Annotated in this window: 13 protein-coding genes, 1 tRNA gene and 1 pseudogene; 11 read left to right on the forward strand and 4 right to left on the reverse strand. The window is 68.9% G+C overall.

Translation table 11 applies throughout. The features are described from left to right. From ftsY to ASD86_RS23480, 5 genes and pseudogenes are all read left to right on the forward strand, one after another. A pseudogene (ftsY, locus tag ASD86_RS28065) lies at positions 1–887 on the forward strand (signal recognition particle-docking protein FtsY); the annotation flags it as partial. Positions 888–893: 6 nt separating this feature from the next. Continuing rightward, positions 894–2,198 (forward strand): hypothetical protein, encoded by a 1,305-nt coding sequence (locus ASD86_RS23465; protein ID WP_056116678.1) that lies wholly within the window; start codon positions 894–896, stop codon positions 2,196–2,198. A gap of 21 nt (positions 2,199–2,219) precedes the next feature. Beyond that, positions 2,220–3,305, forward strand: coding sequence for an A/G-specific adenine glycosylase (mutY, locus tag ASD86_RS23470; RefSeq protein ID WP_056116680.1), 1,086 nt, complete (start codon positions 2,220–2,222; stop codon positions 3,303–3,305). A 67-nt stretch (positions 3,306–3,372) separates the two neighbouring features. Continuing rightward, positions 3,373–3,642 (forward strand): oxidative damage protection protein, encoded by a 270-nt coding sequence (locus ASD86_RS23475; protein WP_056116682.1) that lies wholly within the window; start codon positions 3,373–3,375, stop codon positions 3,640–3,642. Between the two features lie 136 nt (positions 3,643–3,778). Continuing rightward, entirely contained in the window at positions 3,779–4,048 is a 270-nt protein-coding gene (locus ASD86_RS23480) for a DUF6289 family protein (protein WP_056116684.1), read from the forward strand. Positions 4,049–4,126: 78 nt separating this feature from the next. On the opposite strand, the gene ASD86_RS23485 is transcribed toward ASD86_RS23480, so the two are convergent. The 3 genes from ASD86_RS23485 to ASD86_RS23490 form a co-directional block, all read right to left on the reverse strand. After that, the gene (locus ASD86_RS23485; protein WP_056116687.1) at positions 4,127–4,636 is read right to left on the reverse strand and encodes an N-acetyltransferase; all 510 of its coding nucleotides are present in this window, start codon (positions 4,634–4,636) and stop codon (positions 4,127–4,129) included. A gap of 59 nt (positions 4,637–4,695) precedes the next feature. After that, a complete protein-coding gene (locus ASD86_RS27070; RefSeq protein ID WP_157477069.1) occupies positions 4,696–5,025 on the reverse strand; it encodes a hypothetical protein in 330 nt (109 codons plus the stop codon). A 564-nt stretch (positions 5,026–5,589) separates the two neighbouring features. Continuing rightward, positions 5,590–5,665, reverse strand: a tRNA-Phe gene (locus ASD86_RS23490). Between the two features lie 168 nt (positions 5,666–5,833). Between ASD86_RS23490 and ASD86_RS23495 the strand changes: the two genes are divergently transcribed. Both ASD86_RS23495 and ASD86_RS27075 read left to right on the forward strand, forming a co-directional pair. Next, positions 5,834–6,298, forward strand: coding sequence for a DUF6491 family protein (locus ASD86_RS23495; protein WP_056117352.1), 465 nt, complete (start codon positions 5,834–5,836; stop codon positions 6,296–6,298). Positions 6,299–6,762: 464 nt separating this feature from the next. Then, entirely contained in the window at positions 6,763–7,278 is a 516-nt protein-coding gene (locus tag ASD86_RS27075) for a hypothetical protein (protein WP_157477070.1), read from the forward strand. Positions 7,279–8,074: 796 nt separating this feature from the next. Here the strand turns inward: ASD86_RS27075 and ASD86_RS23505 are convergent. Then, entirely contained in the window at positions 8,075–9,466 is a 1,392-nt protein-coding gene (locus ASD86_RS23505; RefSeq protein WP_056116690.1) for a S8 family serine peptidase, read from the reverse strand. A gap of 271 nt (positions 9,467–9,737) precedes the next feature. Between ASD86_RS23505 and ASD86_RS23510 the strand changes: the two genes are divergently transcribed. From ASD86_RS23510 to ASD86_RS23525, 4 genes are all read left to right on the forward strand, one after another. Further along, positions 9,738–10,613, forward strand: a complete 876-nt coding sequence (locus tag ASD86_RS23510; protein WP_056116693.1) for a DUF6689 family protein — start codon at positions 9,738–9,740, stop codon at positions 10,611–10,613. A 78-nt stretch (positions 10,614–10,691) separates the two neighbouring features. Then, entirely contained in the window at positions 10,692–11,693 is a 1,002-nt protein-coding gene (locus tag ASD86_RS23515) for a GAF domain-containing protein (protein ID WP_056116694.1), read from the forward strand. Continuing rightward, complete coding sequence (locus tag ASD86_RS23520) at positions 11,690–15,043, forward strand: serine/threonine-protein kinase (protein WP_235567880.1); 3,354 nt, start codon at positions 11,690–11,692, stop codon at positions 15,041–15,043. The genes ASD86_RS23515 and ASD86_RS23520 overlap by 4 nt, the downstream gene beginning before the upstream one ends. Continuing rightward, on the forward strand, positions 15,040–15,756 hold the full coding sequence (locus ASD86_RS23525; protein WP_056116696.1) for a sensor histidine kinase: 717 nt from the start codon (positions 15,040–15,042) through the stop codon (positions 15,754–15,756). Before ASD86_RS23520 ends, ASD86_RS23525 begins: the two co-directional genes overlap by 4 nt. Positions 15,757–15,770: the final 14 nt, after the last annotated feature.

Below are 15,770 nucleotides of genomic sequence, written 5' to 3' on the forward strand. Positions count from 1 at the left end.
GCAGCGCGTTCGCGCGCAGCTTCGGCGGCCTGTTCTCGCGCAATCCGCGCCTGGACGACGACCTGCTCGACGAAATCGAGACCGCGCTGATCACCGCCGACGTCGGCGTCGGCGCGACCACCGCGCTGATCGAGAACCTGCGCAAGCGCATGAAGTCGCGCGAGTTCGCCGATGCCAACGCGTTGCTGGCGGCGTTGCGCACCGACCTGATCGCGATGCTGCAACCGGTGGCCAAGCCGCTGGTGATCGACGTCAACGCCAAACCCTTCGTGCTGCTGACCGTCGGCGTCAACGGTGTCGGCAAGACCACCACGATCGGCAAGTTGGCCAAACGCTTTCGCGACGAAGGCCGTCCGCTGATGCTCGCCGCCGGCGACACCTTCCGCGCCGCCGCGGTCGCGCAGTTGCAGGCCTGGGGCGAACGCAACGGCGTGCCGGTGATCGCCCAGGGCCAGAACGCCGACGCCGCATCGGTTGCGTTCGACGCGCTGCAGGCGGCCAAGGCGCGCGGCACCCAGGTGCTGATCGCCGACACCGCCGGCCGCCTGCATACACAGACCGGACTGATGGCCGAACTGGGCAAGATCCGCCGCGTGCTCGGCAAGGTCGACCCGACCGCGCCGCACGAAGTGTTGATGGTGATCGACGGCACCACCGGGCAAAACGCCTTGTCGCAACTGCGCCAGTTCCATGCCGCGGTCGGCGTGACCGGGTTGGTGGTGACCAAGCTCGACGGCACCGCCAAGGGCGGCGTGGTGTTCGCGCTGGCGCGCGAGTTCGGCATTCCGATCCGCTTCGCCGGCATCGGCGAACGTCCGGAAGACCTGCGCGTGTTCGACGCCGAAGCCTTCGTCGACGCACTGTTGCCCGAAGCGCTCGGCGGCTGAGGCGCGATGCCCGCGGACACGACGGCGCCGCCCGCGCCTCGCCCGCCGCGGCCGCGACGCTGGCGCAGGAAACTGCTGATCGTCGCGGCGCTGCTGTTGCTCGCGCTGATCGCGCTGCGCTGGGTGTCGCGACCCAGCCAGGTCAGCTGGATCGTGCTCGGTCAGGCCGGCAAGGCGCTCGGACTGGAGATCACCGCCAGCGGCGCCAGCGAATACCGCCTGCGCGGCACGCCGATGCTGGAAGTGCGCGATCTGGTCGCGCGCGAACCCGGCGCGGCCACACCGCTGCTGCGCGCCGAACGCGTGTACCTGTCGCTGCCGTGGAGCACGATCCGCGCCGCCGGCGCGGCGCTGGACGTGGAACGCGTCGAACTCGATGCGCCGCAACTCGATATCGCAGCGCTGCAACGCTGGCTGGCGACGCGTCCGCCGTCGAGCGAGCCGCTGCGCCTGCCGTCGTTGAGCGATGGCTTGCGGGTGACGCGCGGCCGGGTCGCCGGCGCGGGCTGGTCGATCGACGACATCGCGATCGACGTCGCCGAACTGCATCCCGACCGGCCCTTGCGCGGACGTCTGCAAGGCCGCGTGCAAAGCAGCGGCGTGCAGGTGCCGTTCGATCTGGCCGCGACCTTGCAACGTCCCGCCGCCGCGCGCGGCCTCGGCCTCGCCGGCCGGGTCGCGGTCGACGCCAAGGACTGGAACCTGCCGATGCGCATCCGCCTGGGCGCGTTGCTGCATGCCGGCGACGACGGCCTCGGCCTGGACCGCATGCGTCTGGCCGCGCAGGCACGCTACCTCGCAGGCGACACCGACTTGCCGTTTGCATTCGGACTATTCGCTCCGCTGCGCTATCGCGACGGCGAAGTAAGTCTGGCGCCACTGGGCGCAGCCGTGCGCGGCGCCGGGGTGATACCTAACTTCGATGCAGCCGGGCGCTTCGCGTTCGGCGACACGATGCAACTACACCTCGACGGCCGCTTGGCCGCATGGCCGGAAGCATGGCCGGCGCTGCCGCCGCCGCTCGGCCAATCGCAATCGCCGCTACCGTTCGTACTCGATTACCGCGGCGCGGCCGATTTCTCCGGCGACACCGCGCTGCGACTGAGCCGCGACCAGACCCGTTTCGACGGCCGCTTCCGTCTGCCGCAGATGCTGCAATGGGTCGACGCGGGCGCGCAGGGCGCGCTGCTGCCCCCGCTGAGCGGAACCCTGAGCACGCCGAAGATCGAAGTCTCCGGCGCCAGTCTGGAAGGCGTCGAGATTCAGATCGAACAAGACGACCCGCCACCGGCGCCGAGCCCGACGCCTTAGCCGTTCACCACATCCGATTCAATGAAAGCCCCCAGCCATAGCGCCAAAAGCAACACCGACGACACCGACGCCTTCGCCGGCAAACTGCTGGCGTGGTTCGAGGTCAGCGGCCGCCACGACCTGCCGTGGCAACACCCGCGCTCGCCGTATCGGGTGTGGCTGTCGGAAATCATGCTGCAGCAGACCCAGGTCAAGACCGCCGCGCCCTACTTCGAACGCTTCGTCGCCGCATTGCCGACCCTGCCCGCACTCGCCGCCGCGCCGATGGATACCGTGCTCGGGCTGTGGTCGGGACTGGGTTACTACGCTCGCGCGCGCAATCTGCACGCCGCGGCCAAGCTGTGCGTCGAACACCACGGCGGCGACCTGCCGCGCGATCTCGATGCGCTGACCGCGCTGCCCGGCATCGGCCGCAGCACCGCCGCGGCGATCGCCTCGCAGGCCTGGGGCGATCGTCACGCCATCCTCGACGGCAACGTCAAGCGCGTGCTCAGTCGCTATCACGGCATCGCCGGTTATCCCGGCGTGCCGGCGATCGAGCGGCAATTGTGGGCGTTGGCCGAATCGCATCTGCCGCACGCGCGCATGGTCGATTACACCCAGGCGCAGATGGATCTGGGCGCGACCTTGTGCACGCGCACCGATCCCGCGTGCATCCTGTGCCCGCTGCAACACGAGTGCGTCGCGCGCATCGAAGGCCGCGTCGCCGAATTGCCGACACCCAAGCCCGGCAAGGTCGCGCCGCAACGGTATGCGCAAGTGCTGTGGCTGCTCGACGCGGACGATCGCGTGCTGCTGCAGCGGCGTCCGCCGGTCGGCATCTGGGCCTCGTTGTGGACCCTACCGCAGGCCGACGACGAAGCGCAGGCCGCGCACTGGTTCGCTGCCCACACGGCCGGCAGCGAGTTCGACGCCGGCGAAACCTTGCCGCCGATCGCGCATGCGTTCAGTCACTACAAACTGGAATTGCAGCCGCGACGCTGGCGTCGGGTCGCCTTGCGCGGCGCGGTCGGCGACAATGACGACCTGCGCTGGTACACCCGCGCCGAACTCGCCGCGCTCGGCATCCCCGCGCCGATCCGCAAACTGATCGAAGCGGCGAATTGATTTCCACTCGCAAACCTTGCCGCCCTCGCCGCGCGAGCGGCTCTCTTTCTCCAACCAGGACCATCCCATGAGCCGCAGCGTTTTCTGCCAGTACGAACAACGCGAGACCGAGGGCCTGGATTTCGTGCCCTGGCCCGGCGAACTGGGCAAGCGCGTATTCGCCGAGATCGGCAAACCCGCCTGGGCCAAATGGCTGGCGCACCAGACCATGTTGATCAACGAAAACCGTCTGTCGCCGCTGGACCCCAAGCACCGCGCCTTCCTGCAGGAAGAAATGGAAAAATTCCTGTTCGGCGGCGGCGCCGACAAGCCTGCCGGCTACGTGCCCGAAGCCTGATCGCCTCGCTCCGACCGCGGTCACGCTTCGCGATCGGAAATCTGCGACCCAGGCCCGCGGCGATCCTCGCGATTGGTGTATCACCGGTACTCCGGAGAAGTCCGGAATTCCCGGCAACGCCACGAAGGAGGGTCACATGTTGAATCGGATGTTCAAGACGCCCACATCGCTCAGGACCAAGCTGTCGCTGCTCGCCGCGGGCCTGGTCGTTTCGCTGACCGCCGCGGCGATTCCGCCCGCGGGTCCGGGTCAGAGTCAGACCTACACGTATTACTCCGACGCCGAGCACTCCGAAGTAGTGGGCGGCTGGTCGTACGGCTCCTGCGGCGAACCGTTCGACTGGGGCACGCACACCCGCTACTTCACCATCCGCACGGTCAACTGCGGAACCAATCCGCAGCCCTGAGCCGTCGGCTTGCTTGTATCGAACATGCATGCAGAAAAAAGCCCGGCGTATCGCCGGGCTTTGTGTTTCCGCATCGGCTCAATGACCGTCTACGATCCCGAACGCCTCGGGATACACGACCGTCCCCGCCTGGCCTTGCAGCGCGCCGTCGACCAGTTCGATCGCCATGAACGCATCGCCCGAGAACGGCGCGACCAGTTTTTCAGCGAGCTTCGGGCTGAAACCGAAACGCGGGTAATAGGCCGGATGCCCGAGCACGACCACCGCTTCGAAACCGGCCTGCGTCGACTGCCGCAGGCCTTCGCGGATCAACATCGAACCCACGCCGGAGTTCTGGTAATCCGGCCGCACCGACACCGGCGCCAGACACAGCGCGCGTAACGCACGTGCGTCGACCGTCACCGCCAAATCGGTGAACAGCACGTGGCCGACGACCTCGCCGTCTTCGACCGCGACCAGCGACAGCCGCACCAGACCGTCCGCGCGCAGGCGCTCGACCAAGTGCGCCTCGTCGTCGCCGGCGAACGCAGCGCGCGTGACCTCGAAGACTTGAGCGTGATGCCGTGGTTGTTCGATCGCGATCTGCATAAGCTCCTCCATGGCGCATGGTTTTGAGAGACAAGGCGTTCGGGCAAACATCAACAGGCTCAGCATGACTTCACCTCGCCATGACGATGAGCGGGAGGATGAGAACGCACCGGCTTCGGTTTGAGGTCGGGCGGAAACAGACGACGGTTGATCATCGGGATGTCGCTGCGCGGCCGGCTGTCTTCGGATCGGCAGAAACGTCCGCGGCAATGCCTGCGTGCCGCCGGCGAGCGCTGCGCCGCACCTGCTGGAACGCGGCAACCCGCCACGTCGACGGCTTGCTGGATCGTATCGGCGGCCAGGCGCCGGGTTTCGTTGGTTCGATGGAGCGACGCTCCACCCATGGCTCGCGCGCGCAATGTGCGCGGCTGTCGCTGGGAAATTTTCATATCGCATGTCGGTTGTAGCCGAAACGAACGCGACGACGCCCATTCGCATGGCGCGAACGGCGTAAGACTCGACGCGTTACCCACCTTCGCGCAGCGAAGGATTAGCGGGTGGCTACACTCTCAGACATGGTATCCCTCTGGGCCCGCCAATCAGCGGTGATGGGGACTGGGAACGTAATGTCCGTGTCCGGGGCTGTCAAGCCTGATGCGGGCGGGTCGTGGCTTAACTCCGCGGGCGGGGATTGGATGGATTACGGCAGCGCGCGGGAGTCGTCCCGCATCGGCCCCAGGCATTTGCCATCGATACGCGCGATACCGATCAAAAACGATTCCGGGACACGGGCGCGACACTTTGCCTGTTCGGTCGATCCAGCATGCGCGATATGCAAGCGGGGTTGCGCAGTCCGCAACGATGCGGATCGACGTTGCCCGCAGAGCCGTCGGCTGACGGATGACGGATGACGGATGACGCGACGAAGGAATCGCGCGATCCGATTCGGGCACGAGTCGGCCCGAAGCAAAAACAAAGGGCCTGGCATCGCTGCCAAGCCCTTGTTTCAAAAATGGTGGCCGGGGAGGGAATTGAACCCCCGACACGGGGATTTTCAATCCCCTGCTCTACCAACTGAGCTACCCGGCCATTTCACGGCAACCCGTGAGAGAGGCGGCATGATACGGACGGCAGGCGGGGATGGCAAGCCTCATGCGCGCTGAACGATCCTCGGCCGCATCGACGCCGCCTTTCGCGGGCGGGCGCATCATGCCGGAGAACGCCCGCAACGGCGGCCGCGCCGCCCGGAGATCGATCATGAAACGGCTTATTTCGCTGACTCCCGCGCTGCTTTCGGCCGTGCTCGCCGCGCTCGCGCTGGCCGGCTGCGCGACCGGCCCCAAGATGGACGACGACCAGCGGCTGGCGCTGTACCGCGCGCACGCCGGCGCGCCGGTCGACAGCTTCCAGTACTTCGGAAGCATCAACGGCTGGACGCCGCTGGGCGACAGCGCGCTCGCGCTGTGGACCAAGCCCAACCAGGCCTATCTGCTCGAACTCAACGGCGGCTGCCCGGACCTGGACTTCGCCCAGGCGATCACGGTCAGCAATCAGATGGGACGCGTGCATCAGCGCTTCGACAAGGTCCTGGTGCTCGGCCGGCAGTCGATCAAGATGCCGTGCTTCATCAGCCGGATCCTTCCGCTCGACGTCAAGGCGATCAAGCAGGCGCAGCAGGACATGCGCGCGGCCGGGACGATGCCGGAAGACGCGAAGCCCTGAGGGTCGGGTTTCGCGGTTCGCAGCGATCCGGGCATCGCGCTGCCCGAGTGCGCCGAGTACAGGCCCGGCGCATTCCGCAACGATCCCGATTAACGCCGCCACGCCGCGACGCGGTTGCAGCGCCGCGCGCCGCGCCAGGGCGCATCGACTGGTCGGATTGTTTAGCCGCACCCACGCCCATGACCGGGGTCAGAAAATTCCTACACCCCGCCGCGCCGTCGGCCTACTGCTTTCGCAGGGCGCGCGGCTCAATCTATGCGGGCCCCGGCAGCACGGTCGATGCGATGACACGGATGCCGCTCAGCAATGGAGAACAGGCCGTCACCCTTGAGCAGGTGAGCCAGCGGAGCCGGGGTTACTGATTGCAGAGGTTGGAGTAGCGGTATGCACGGCAAAAAGGAACTTGCGCCGACGGCCAGGATGGCCGGTCGGTTTGTCTCGCTGGGACGATGCGGGGCGCGTGCATGAAGGCAGCGATCTGGGTCCAGGATTCGGTCCGCGCGCTGCCCCGCTACCTCCTCGTACTGGCCGCTGTCTCGGCGCTGGCGCTGTTGGCCCGAGCAGCGGCTCCTTCTGCTTCACATCCTTCTGTTTTTCCCCTTTCTGATTCGCACCTGGCTGATTCGCACCTGCCTGATTCGCACGTGCTCGCTTCGCCAGTGTTCGCTTCGCCCGTTTTTGCTTCGGGCGTCTCCGCCGTGCCCGCGTCCGTTTCGGGTGCTGTCGTTCCTGCGCCGCACGCGGCTTTTACATCTGCGGGCTCCGCCACCGCTCATGGCCTCGCCGCTCGCACTCCGACCGCTTCGCGCACAGCTGCGCACCCGCACGAGCATGACGCGCTGATCGCGGCGCTGTCGCAGCGCGCGTCATCGATACCGGGCAATTCGGGCGCTTTGCGTCGCGACGAGGTATCGCCGTCAGCGGCGGCGCGGTTCAACATCGGAACAGGCGATCCTCGCGCTGGCGCAATCACGCGCTGAGCGATTCCAGGCGCGGGGCTTGCCAGCCGCACGCACCGTACAACTTCGGCCAGGGTTGAACGCCCGGCCACGGCCACGGCCACGGCCATGGCCATGGCCATGGTGAAAGCGTTCGCCGACCGATCGCTGCGCTAAACATCGGCTGGGTCGGCTTATCGACTTGGCGGCGGATCATCCCCCCTTCCCGACCACTCCTGTTGGTTTCGCGCAGCCACCTGATCGCCGGGCCATACGGCTTCGCCGTCGCGGCGCGCGCATCGACGCGAACGCCTCCGGCGGGGTCCGTATCTGCCCCGATAACCGATTGGCCCGTCGGGCGATACCGACATTCGCGTTTACCGTTGTCGACTGTCGACGCTTTGCACGCACCTGCGCGTGCACGTCCGCAAACCTGCACGCGCCGATGCAATCCGCCGCCGCAATCGCGATCCGGCATTCGCACTCGCCGCCATCGCCGGAATGCAGCTCCCGTTGCTCACTAGCGACCTCGCACGCCCGTCGCCGCGTTGCCTCGCTCCGCGTCGTGCTCCTGCGTCGCGACGCCACGTCTCCCACACAGCGCTGATCCGACCGACAAAGCCAAGCGACCGCGGCCATTCGCGACGAAATCAACGCGGCATCGCGCGACTCAGCCCCACTTCGCAAGCAAAAAAAACGGGTATCCGCACCCACCCGGATACCCGTTCATGACAACAGTTGCCGCGTTCGGAGAGAGACGCCCGCGGCATCGGGCACGCGAAGCCGCGGACGGGTGCGGACCGGCACGACGAGAGCGGCCGATCCGAACTCGGATGGATCAGTAGGCGTTCGCCACCCCGACCGCCTCGTAGGCGTCAACGTGGCCGCTGCCGACTTCGAAACGCTGCCGGCCCGCCATCGGATTGGCGGTCTGGCTGAGGATCTGCTTGACCTCCAGCGGCTTGAGCGAAGGCTTGGCCTCTAACAGCAGCGCGACGATGCCGGCCACGTGCGGGGTCGCCATCGAGGTGCCGCTCATGTGGGTGTAGAACGGCAGCCGCGCGCCGAGCGAGGCGTCCTGCTGGATCGCCAGCAGCGGCAGGGCGCCGGTCAGGGCGCGGGTCGAAACGATGTCGACGCCGGTCGCGACCAGGGTCGGTTCGTTGACGTAGGTCCAGCGCTGGCCGTCGGGCATGGTGAAGCTGCCGGTCTCGCCCGGATTGCCGCGCGAGGAGAAGTCGGCCAGGGTGCCGTCCTTGTTGCCGGCGCCGACCGAGATCACCCACGGCGCCTGCGCATAAGGATTGTGAGTATTGGCGCCGGGGCCGTCGTTGCCGGCGGCGAACACGCTGACGATGCCGTTCTTGTAGGCCTCGTACGTCGCCAGGCTGACCGGATCGGTCGGATCGAAGGTGCCAGAGGAACCCCAGGAATTGGAGATCACCTTGATCGGCGAGGCGAAGCTGTTCTTGTGCGAAATCGCGTAGTCGAAACCGCCGACCGCGTCGAGGATCGAGATCACCGCGCCCGAGCCGTAACCGACCAGATCCGCGCCGGTGGCGACGCCGCGGTACAGCCCGGCGGACTGCGCGCCGCTGCCGCCGACGGTGCCGGCGCAGTGGGTGCCGTGACCGGAGCTGATATCAGTATTGAGCTGGTTTTCCAGCACCGTCACCGGCAGGAAGTCGACGACCGAATGCAGATTGGTCAGCGCCTGCACGTTCTGGACCACGCGCTGGCCGTACTTGAGATCGGCGTGGGTGGCGTCGATGCCCGAGTCGTTGATCATCACCGCCACGCCCTTGCCGGTGAACGGCGTGGTGCGGCCGAAGTCGCCCGGATTGGCCTGGACGCGGTTGACGCCCGACAGCTCGCGCGCTTCCTGGTTGTAATAGGTCAGCGGCTTGTTGAGATGGATCGACAGCACGTCGCCGCGCTGGGCCAGGGCGCGGATCTGCGCCGGGGTGGCCAGGGCGCCGGCGATCGGCAGCGCGCGCATGCTCACGCCGGTGCCGATGCCGAGCAGCTTGAGCGCCTGCAGCTGGCTCGCGCGCAGCGGGCCGTTCTGGTTGTAGGAGACGATCACTTCCAGCGGCTTGGCGGCCTGGGCGGTGCTCAGCGCGGTTTCCAGCGCGGCGCCGAGGCGGGCTTCGGCAAAGCTCATGCCGCTGGCCATCATGCCGACGGCCAGAGCGGAGAATTTGATGAGGGTGCGGCGGCTGAGTTGCATGTTCGGCGAAACTCCCTGGTAGGCCCCCACGGCTGGGGTGGCTCACCTTGGCGCGCATGGCGGTTGCGGCGACATCCGGAAGACCGCTCAGCCGGCATAGGGAAAAACCCCTACAGACCGGCCGGGAAACCCGCAGTAGGCTGTGCAAACCCGGACCGGTACCGCAACATCGCTGCGACGGGGAACCCGGAATCCGACAAACACCGGGCTTGGCAGTCACACCGGCGCGGAAACCTGATACGCATCCGGTACGCAACAGGGGGTAAGGACCATGAGACACACGTTCGCGCTGTCGCCGGCCCCGCGCCGGGGCGCCGCCTGGCTCGCCTGGACACTCACCGCCCTGTGGCTGTTCGCCGCCAGCGCGCAGGCGCAGACCCTGCCGATCAGCGTCAGCGTCAGCGGCAACCACGCCGAGGCGAGCATCACCCTGCCCGGCCTGCCGGGTTCTCCCTTGGCCGAGGTCCTGCTGGATTTCGAGGACGCCAGCGGGCTGAGCGCCTACAGCCTGGGGATCAGCGCGCGCGCGGTCAGCCTCAGCGACGCCGACCTGCTCGCGCGCCTGCCCGACTTCGACCTGACCACCCTGCAGTCGTCGCTGCCGGTGATGGTCACGATCGAACCGCCGCGCTACGGCGGCCTGCGCTTCAACGGCACCGGCCGGGTCGAAGTGCACACCCACCTGCTGCCCTACACCGCCGGCAGCCGGCTGCGCCTGTTCAAGGCGCCGGTCGGCGGCGCGTTCCGCGACATCACCGACGAAATCGCCGCCGGCAGCGTGCGCGCGCGCGGCACTTACGGCGGGTTCTCGCAGTTCCTGATCCTGGCCGACCTGCGTCCGACCGGCACGGTCATCGCCAACAAGATCGCGCGCCTGCGCAACCGGGTCGACCTGCTGCCGCTGGCCGAGCGCGCCGGCTTCGACGACCTGCTCGACGATGTCGAAAGCGCCTTGGCGGTGGCCGACTACGCCGCCGCCCTGGCCGCGACCGACGACGTCCGCGGCCGCGCGCAGACCCGCGCCGGCAGCTACATCGCCGACACCTGGCGCGCGACCCGCACCCACCACAACCACGCCGGCGAACTCGCCGCCGGTGCCGCGACCCTACGCTTCAGCATCGCCTTCCTGCGCGACTACGGCCCGTAACGCCGGCGTTGCCGCGGCTGTCCGAAACACGACGGTGATCCGACGCGGGACGTCATGGCCGCGCGCTAAGATGCGGCCATGCCGGCTCGCCTGATCGCTTACCCGCCCGAAGCCGCCGCCATCAGCCGATGGATCGCCGACGGCTCGCGCGTGCAGATCGGCCGCGACAGCGACTGCGGGCTGCGCATCGATCACCCGACCGTGTCGCGCAGCCACGCCGAATTGCTGCACGACGAAAACGGCTGGCAGTTGCTCGACCTGGGCAGCAAGAACGGTTCGCACGTCGACGGCCTGGAGATCAGCCGCGCCCGCCTCGACCAGGGCGAATGCTGGCTGCGCTTCGGCGATGTGCTGTGCGAATTCTCGGCGGTCGACGAAGTGTCCGCGCACGATCAACAACAACGCCAGCGCGCGCAGCGCGACCTGTCGGCGGCGTGGACGCGCCGGATCGAGGTCGAGCGGCTCGGCATCGGCGCGACCGCGATCGCGGCGGCCGAACCGCGTGCCGCCCCTACCGTTGCGCCCACGTCCGGCGATGCCCTACCCGCAAACGCCGAACCCGAGCGCCGCGATCCCGGCGCCAGCCTCGCCGACGACATCCTGCGTGGGGTGGTCGAACTGGCCGGCTGCAGCCGCGGTTTCCTGCTGCTGGCGCAGGACGGCGACTTCATCGTGCGCGCCAGCCTGATGCTCGATCGCGACGCGCTGCAGCAGCGCGCGTTTTCCGGCAGCGTCGGCGCGGTCCAGCGCTGCCTGGCCGAACGCCGGCCGATCGTGGTCAATTGGATCGCCGACGAACTGTGGCTGGCGCGACGCGCCTCGGTCCTCGCCGGCGGCCTCAAGAGTCTGGTCTGCCTGCCGCTGCTGCACGCCGGCCGCGTGCTCGGCGCGGTCTACGCCGATCGCCGCGGCGCCGGCGAGGCGATCAGCGAATTCGACCTGGAACTGCTGTGCGCCTTCGCCGACAGCGCCGCGCTGTGGCTGCTCGCGCAGCGCGCGTTCGATGCGCTGGCGCCGGACCCGGCCGGGTCGGCGCAACGCTGGGGCCGGATCGTCGACGCGCAGGTCACCACGCCGTGAGCGAACCGACCGCGACCGGCATCTACACCCAGCACAGCCTCAAGCCGGGCGCGATGCTGGCCGGCCGCTTCCGCATCGAAGCGCTGCTCGGCGTCGGCGGCATGGGCGTGGTCTACCGCGCCCGCGACACCGCGCTCGATGTCGAGGTGGCGTTGAAACTGCTGCGGCCGGAACTGGCCGCGCGCGGCGACGCGTTCGAACGCTTCCGTCAGGAACTGCTGACCGCGCGCCAAGTGTCGAGCCCGCGGGTGGTGCGCATCCACGACTTGATCCGGCACGAACAGCAATGGCTGATCGGCATGGACCTGATCGACGGTGAGGCGCTGGACAAGCGCCTGGATCGCGACGGCGCCTTGCCGATCGACGATGCGATCGCGATCGCGCGGCAGATCGCCGAAGGCCTGGCCGCGGCGCATGCGCGCGGCGTGATCCATCGCGATCTCAAACCCGCGAACATATTGATCGACCGCGCCGGCGACGCCTACATCAGCGATTTCGGCGTGGCCCGTTCGCTCGCCGGCAGCGGCCTGACCCAGACCGGCACGATCGTCGGCACGCCCGATTACCTCTCGCCCGAACAGGCGCGCGGCGAACCGAGCGACGGGCGCAGCGACTTGTACGCGCTCGGCCTGATCCTGCACGAAATGCTGACCGGCAAGACGCCGTTCGACGGCGGCACGATCAGCGAAATCCTGGCCCAGCGCATGCTGCGCACGCCGCCGCCGGTCAGCCGCCTGCGCGCCGACACGCCGGTGTGGCTGGTGCGACTAGTCGACCGCCTGCTGCGTTCGCAACCCGCGCATCGCTTGCAAAGCGCGCAGGCGGTGATGCAGGCGATCGATACCCGCCACGTGGCGCGCGATTGGCGGCCAGGCAAGACGTTCTGGATCGGCGCGGTGAGCGCTGCGTTGCTTGCCGCGTTAAGCGTGGGCGCGTGGCTGTGGCGCTCGCCAGCGCCATCGCCCGCAGCGCCGGCGTCGGTCTCCGCCGCGCCAGTGGCGGCGGCGTTGCATCGGATCGTGGTGTCGCCGTTGCAGGCGCCGGCCGGCGCGATCGGCGCCGAAGAGTCGCGCGCGTTCACCGCCCTGCTGCGCGAAGCGCTCGCCACCCTGCCCGGCCTGGCCGTGGTCGACGACGAGCGCAGCCAGCAGGCGATCCGCCAGCTCGATCCCAGCGGCGCCGCGCCGCCGAGCGCCGCCGATCTGGCCCGGATCGCGCGCGCCGACCGCATCGTCTCGCTGCAACTGAGCCGGCACGAGGATAAGTGGCGAATGCAGGCACGGTTGCACGAGGGCGCCGCCGCGCCGCGCATCGTCGCGACCGGTGATGGCACGAGCGCGTTGCGCGCTTTCAATGAACTGATCGCCTCGCAGCGCCTGACCGATCTGCCCGGCGTGCAAGCCTCTCCGCCGCCGTTACCGCTGCCTTCGTCCGATGCGGCCTTGCGGGCGTACGGCGCGGGTTTGCTCGCTCGCCAGAACAGCGATATCGCTGCGGCCGTCGCCGGTTTCACCGAAGCCACCGCGCAAGCACCGAACTTCGTTTCGGCCTGGCTGGCCCTGGCCGATGCGAATCAGGCCGCCGGCGATCTCGACGCCGCCTATGCCGCGCTGGAAAACAGCGACCGCCCGGGCCAGGGCAACGAACCGATGCGCGCCTACGTATCGGCGCAACGCGCGCAACTCGACGGCGACGCCGAAGCGGCGACGAACTACTGGCGCCAGCGTCTGCGCACGACGCCCGACGACACCTACGCCGCGCTCGGCCTGACCCGCGCGCTCGGCGCCGGCGGCGATCCGCCCGCGGCGATCGCGCAGGCGCGCACGCTCAGCGAGCGCGATCCCGACGACCCGCGCGCGTGGTTCGAACGGGGTAAGTTCTCGATCCTGCACGGCCAGGCGCAGCAGGCGGTCGACGACTATCTGGTGCGCGCGCTGGTGCTGTACAAGCGCAGCGGCAATCGCTACGGCGAAGGCGAAACCGTCAACGCGCTCGGCATCGGCTACGCGCGACTGGGCCAGAACGATCACGCCCAGGCGCAGTACCGGCAGGCGGTGGAACTGCGTCGCGCGGTCGGCAATCGGCGCGGGCTCGCGACCAGCCTGCGCAATCTCGGCAACGTGCTGGTGCTGACCGGCCAGTTCGACGAAGCCCAACGCAGCCTGCAGCAAGCGCGCGAACTGCACGCCGCGCTCGACGATCGCCACGGTCTGGCCGCGGTCGAGAACGAACTCGGCCTGCTCGCCGAAGAACGCGGCGACTACCCCGGCGCATTGGCCGCGTTCCGTCGCGCGCTGTCGGCCTGGCAGCAGGCAGGCGATGCCGGCGGCACCGCGCAGGCGCTCAACGACATCGGCTTCGCCCATTACCAGCTCGGCGCCTACGACGACGCCGAAGCCTATCTGCAGCAATCGCAGGCCGCCTACGCCAAGCTCGACGACGAGACCGGGCGTATTCGCACGTCGCAAAATCTCGGCCAGCTCGCCGCCGCGCGCGGGCAATGGCCGCTGGCGCGCGAACGCCTGCAGACCTCGCTGCGCGACGCGTTGGCTAAGCAGATGATGGAAGAGGCCGCGGTAAGCCGGCGCAATCTGGCCGAATTGGAATTGATGCAGGGCCATCTCGGCGCGGCGCTGGAGCAGGCCGCGCAGGCCGATGCCTTGTTCCGCCAGCGCAGCGATGCGCGCGGCCAGGTCGATGTCGGCCTGCTGCGCACGCAGGCGCTGTCGCGCGCCGACGCAGACGATCAGGCGCGCAAGAGTCTGGCCGAACTGACCGCGCAGATCGCCGCGGCCTCGTCTGAGCAACGCGGCATCGCCGCCTTGTTGCAGGCCGAACTGGCGCGGCGCGCGAACGATCGCGACGGCGCGCGGCGCGCGTTGGCCGAAGCGCAGCGCGACGCGCAGGCCTCGGGCGTGCGTCTGCTGCAATTGCAGGTGGCGTTGCAGTCGGTCGGCGATGGTCGCTTGCCCGCCGCCGTGGACGCGCAGATCGCCGCGCTCGGCCATGCCGGCCTGCGCCTGCAATGGACCCAGGCGCGCATGCGCGAAGCGCTCGCTCGGAATGATTCGAGCGCCGCGCTGCGCCTGTATCGCGAGGTCCAACCCGCGCTGCGCCGCGGCGACAATCTCGAAGCGTTCGCGCTGCACACGCTGGCCGCCAGCGCCGCGCGCGCGGCCGGCGACACCACGCTAGCGGCCACGGCCGAGAGCGATGCATCGACCGCGCGGCAACGCCTGCGCGACCAATTGCCGCCGGCCTTGCGCGCCGGCGCGGATCGCGCGGCATTGGCGCAAACCCCGACCCACGCATCGCCGCAAGCCGCACCCGCCGCGACACCGCGCCCATGAACGACGCCGCCGAACTGCGCGAGCTGTACCAGCAACTGCTCGAGCGGCTGGAACGCAACGAGCGGGAGTTCCGCCGGCTCGGTCGCGCGGTGTGGAAAGTGCAAGAAGACGAACGTCGCCGGATCGCGCGCGAGCTGCACGACGGGGTCGGTCAGAACCTCACCGTGCTCAAGCATCGCCTGCACGAACTCGACGCGGCCTTGCCCGCGCAGCCGGCCGGCTTGCGCGACACCGTCGCCGCCGCGCTGGCGCTGTGCGGCGACACCCTGGAGGACACGCGCGAACTGTCGCGTCTGCTGCGGCCGCCGATCCTCGACGACCTCGGCCTGGAAGCCGCATTGCGCTGGCTGGTGCGCAGCCAGGGCCAGGCCAGCGGCGCGCGGGTCGATCTGCAGATCGACGCCCTGCCCGAACTCGACGGCGAACTGCAGACCCTGCTGTTCCGGGTCACTCAGGAAGCGCTGACGAACGCCGCCAAGCACGCCGCCGCGAGCCACGTGCAGGTGCGTCTGCAACGCCAGGGCGCGGCGCTGTCGCTGGAAATCGAAGACGACGGCCGCGGTTGCGATCCGACGCTCGCGCTCGGCAGCGGCGGCACCGGCCTGGGCGGCATGCGCGAACGCCTGCGCCTGTACGGCGGTCGCCTGCATTTGCTCGGCGCGCCCGGCGCGGGCCTGCGGGTGAGTGCGCAGGTGCCGCTGGATTACACATGAAATGCACTTGATCG

The sequence above is a fragment of the Lysobacter sp. Root690 genome, assembly GCF_001427785.1.
Lineage (GTDB): Bacteria > Pseudomonadota > Gammaproteobacteria > Xanthomonadales > Xanthomonadaceae > Lysobacter.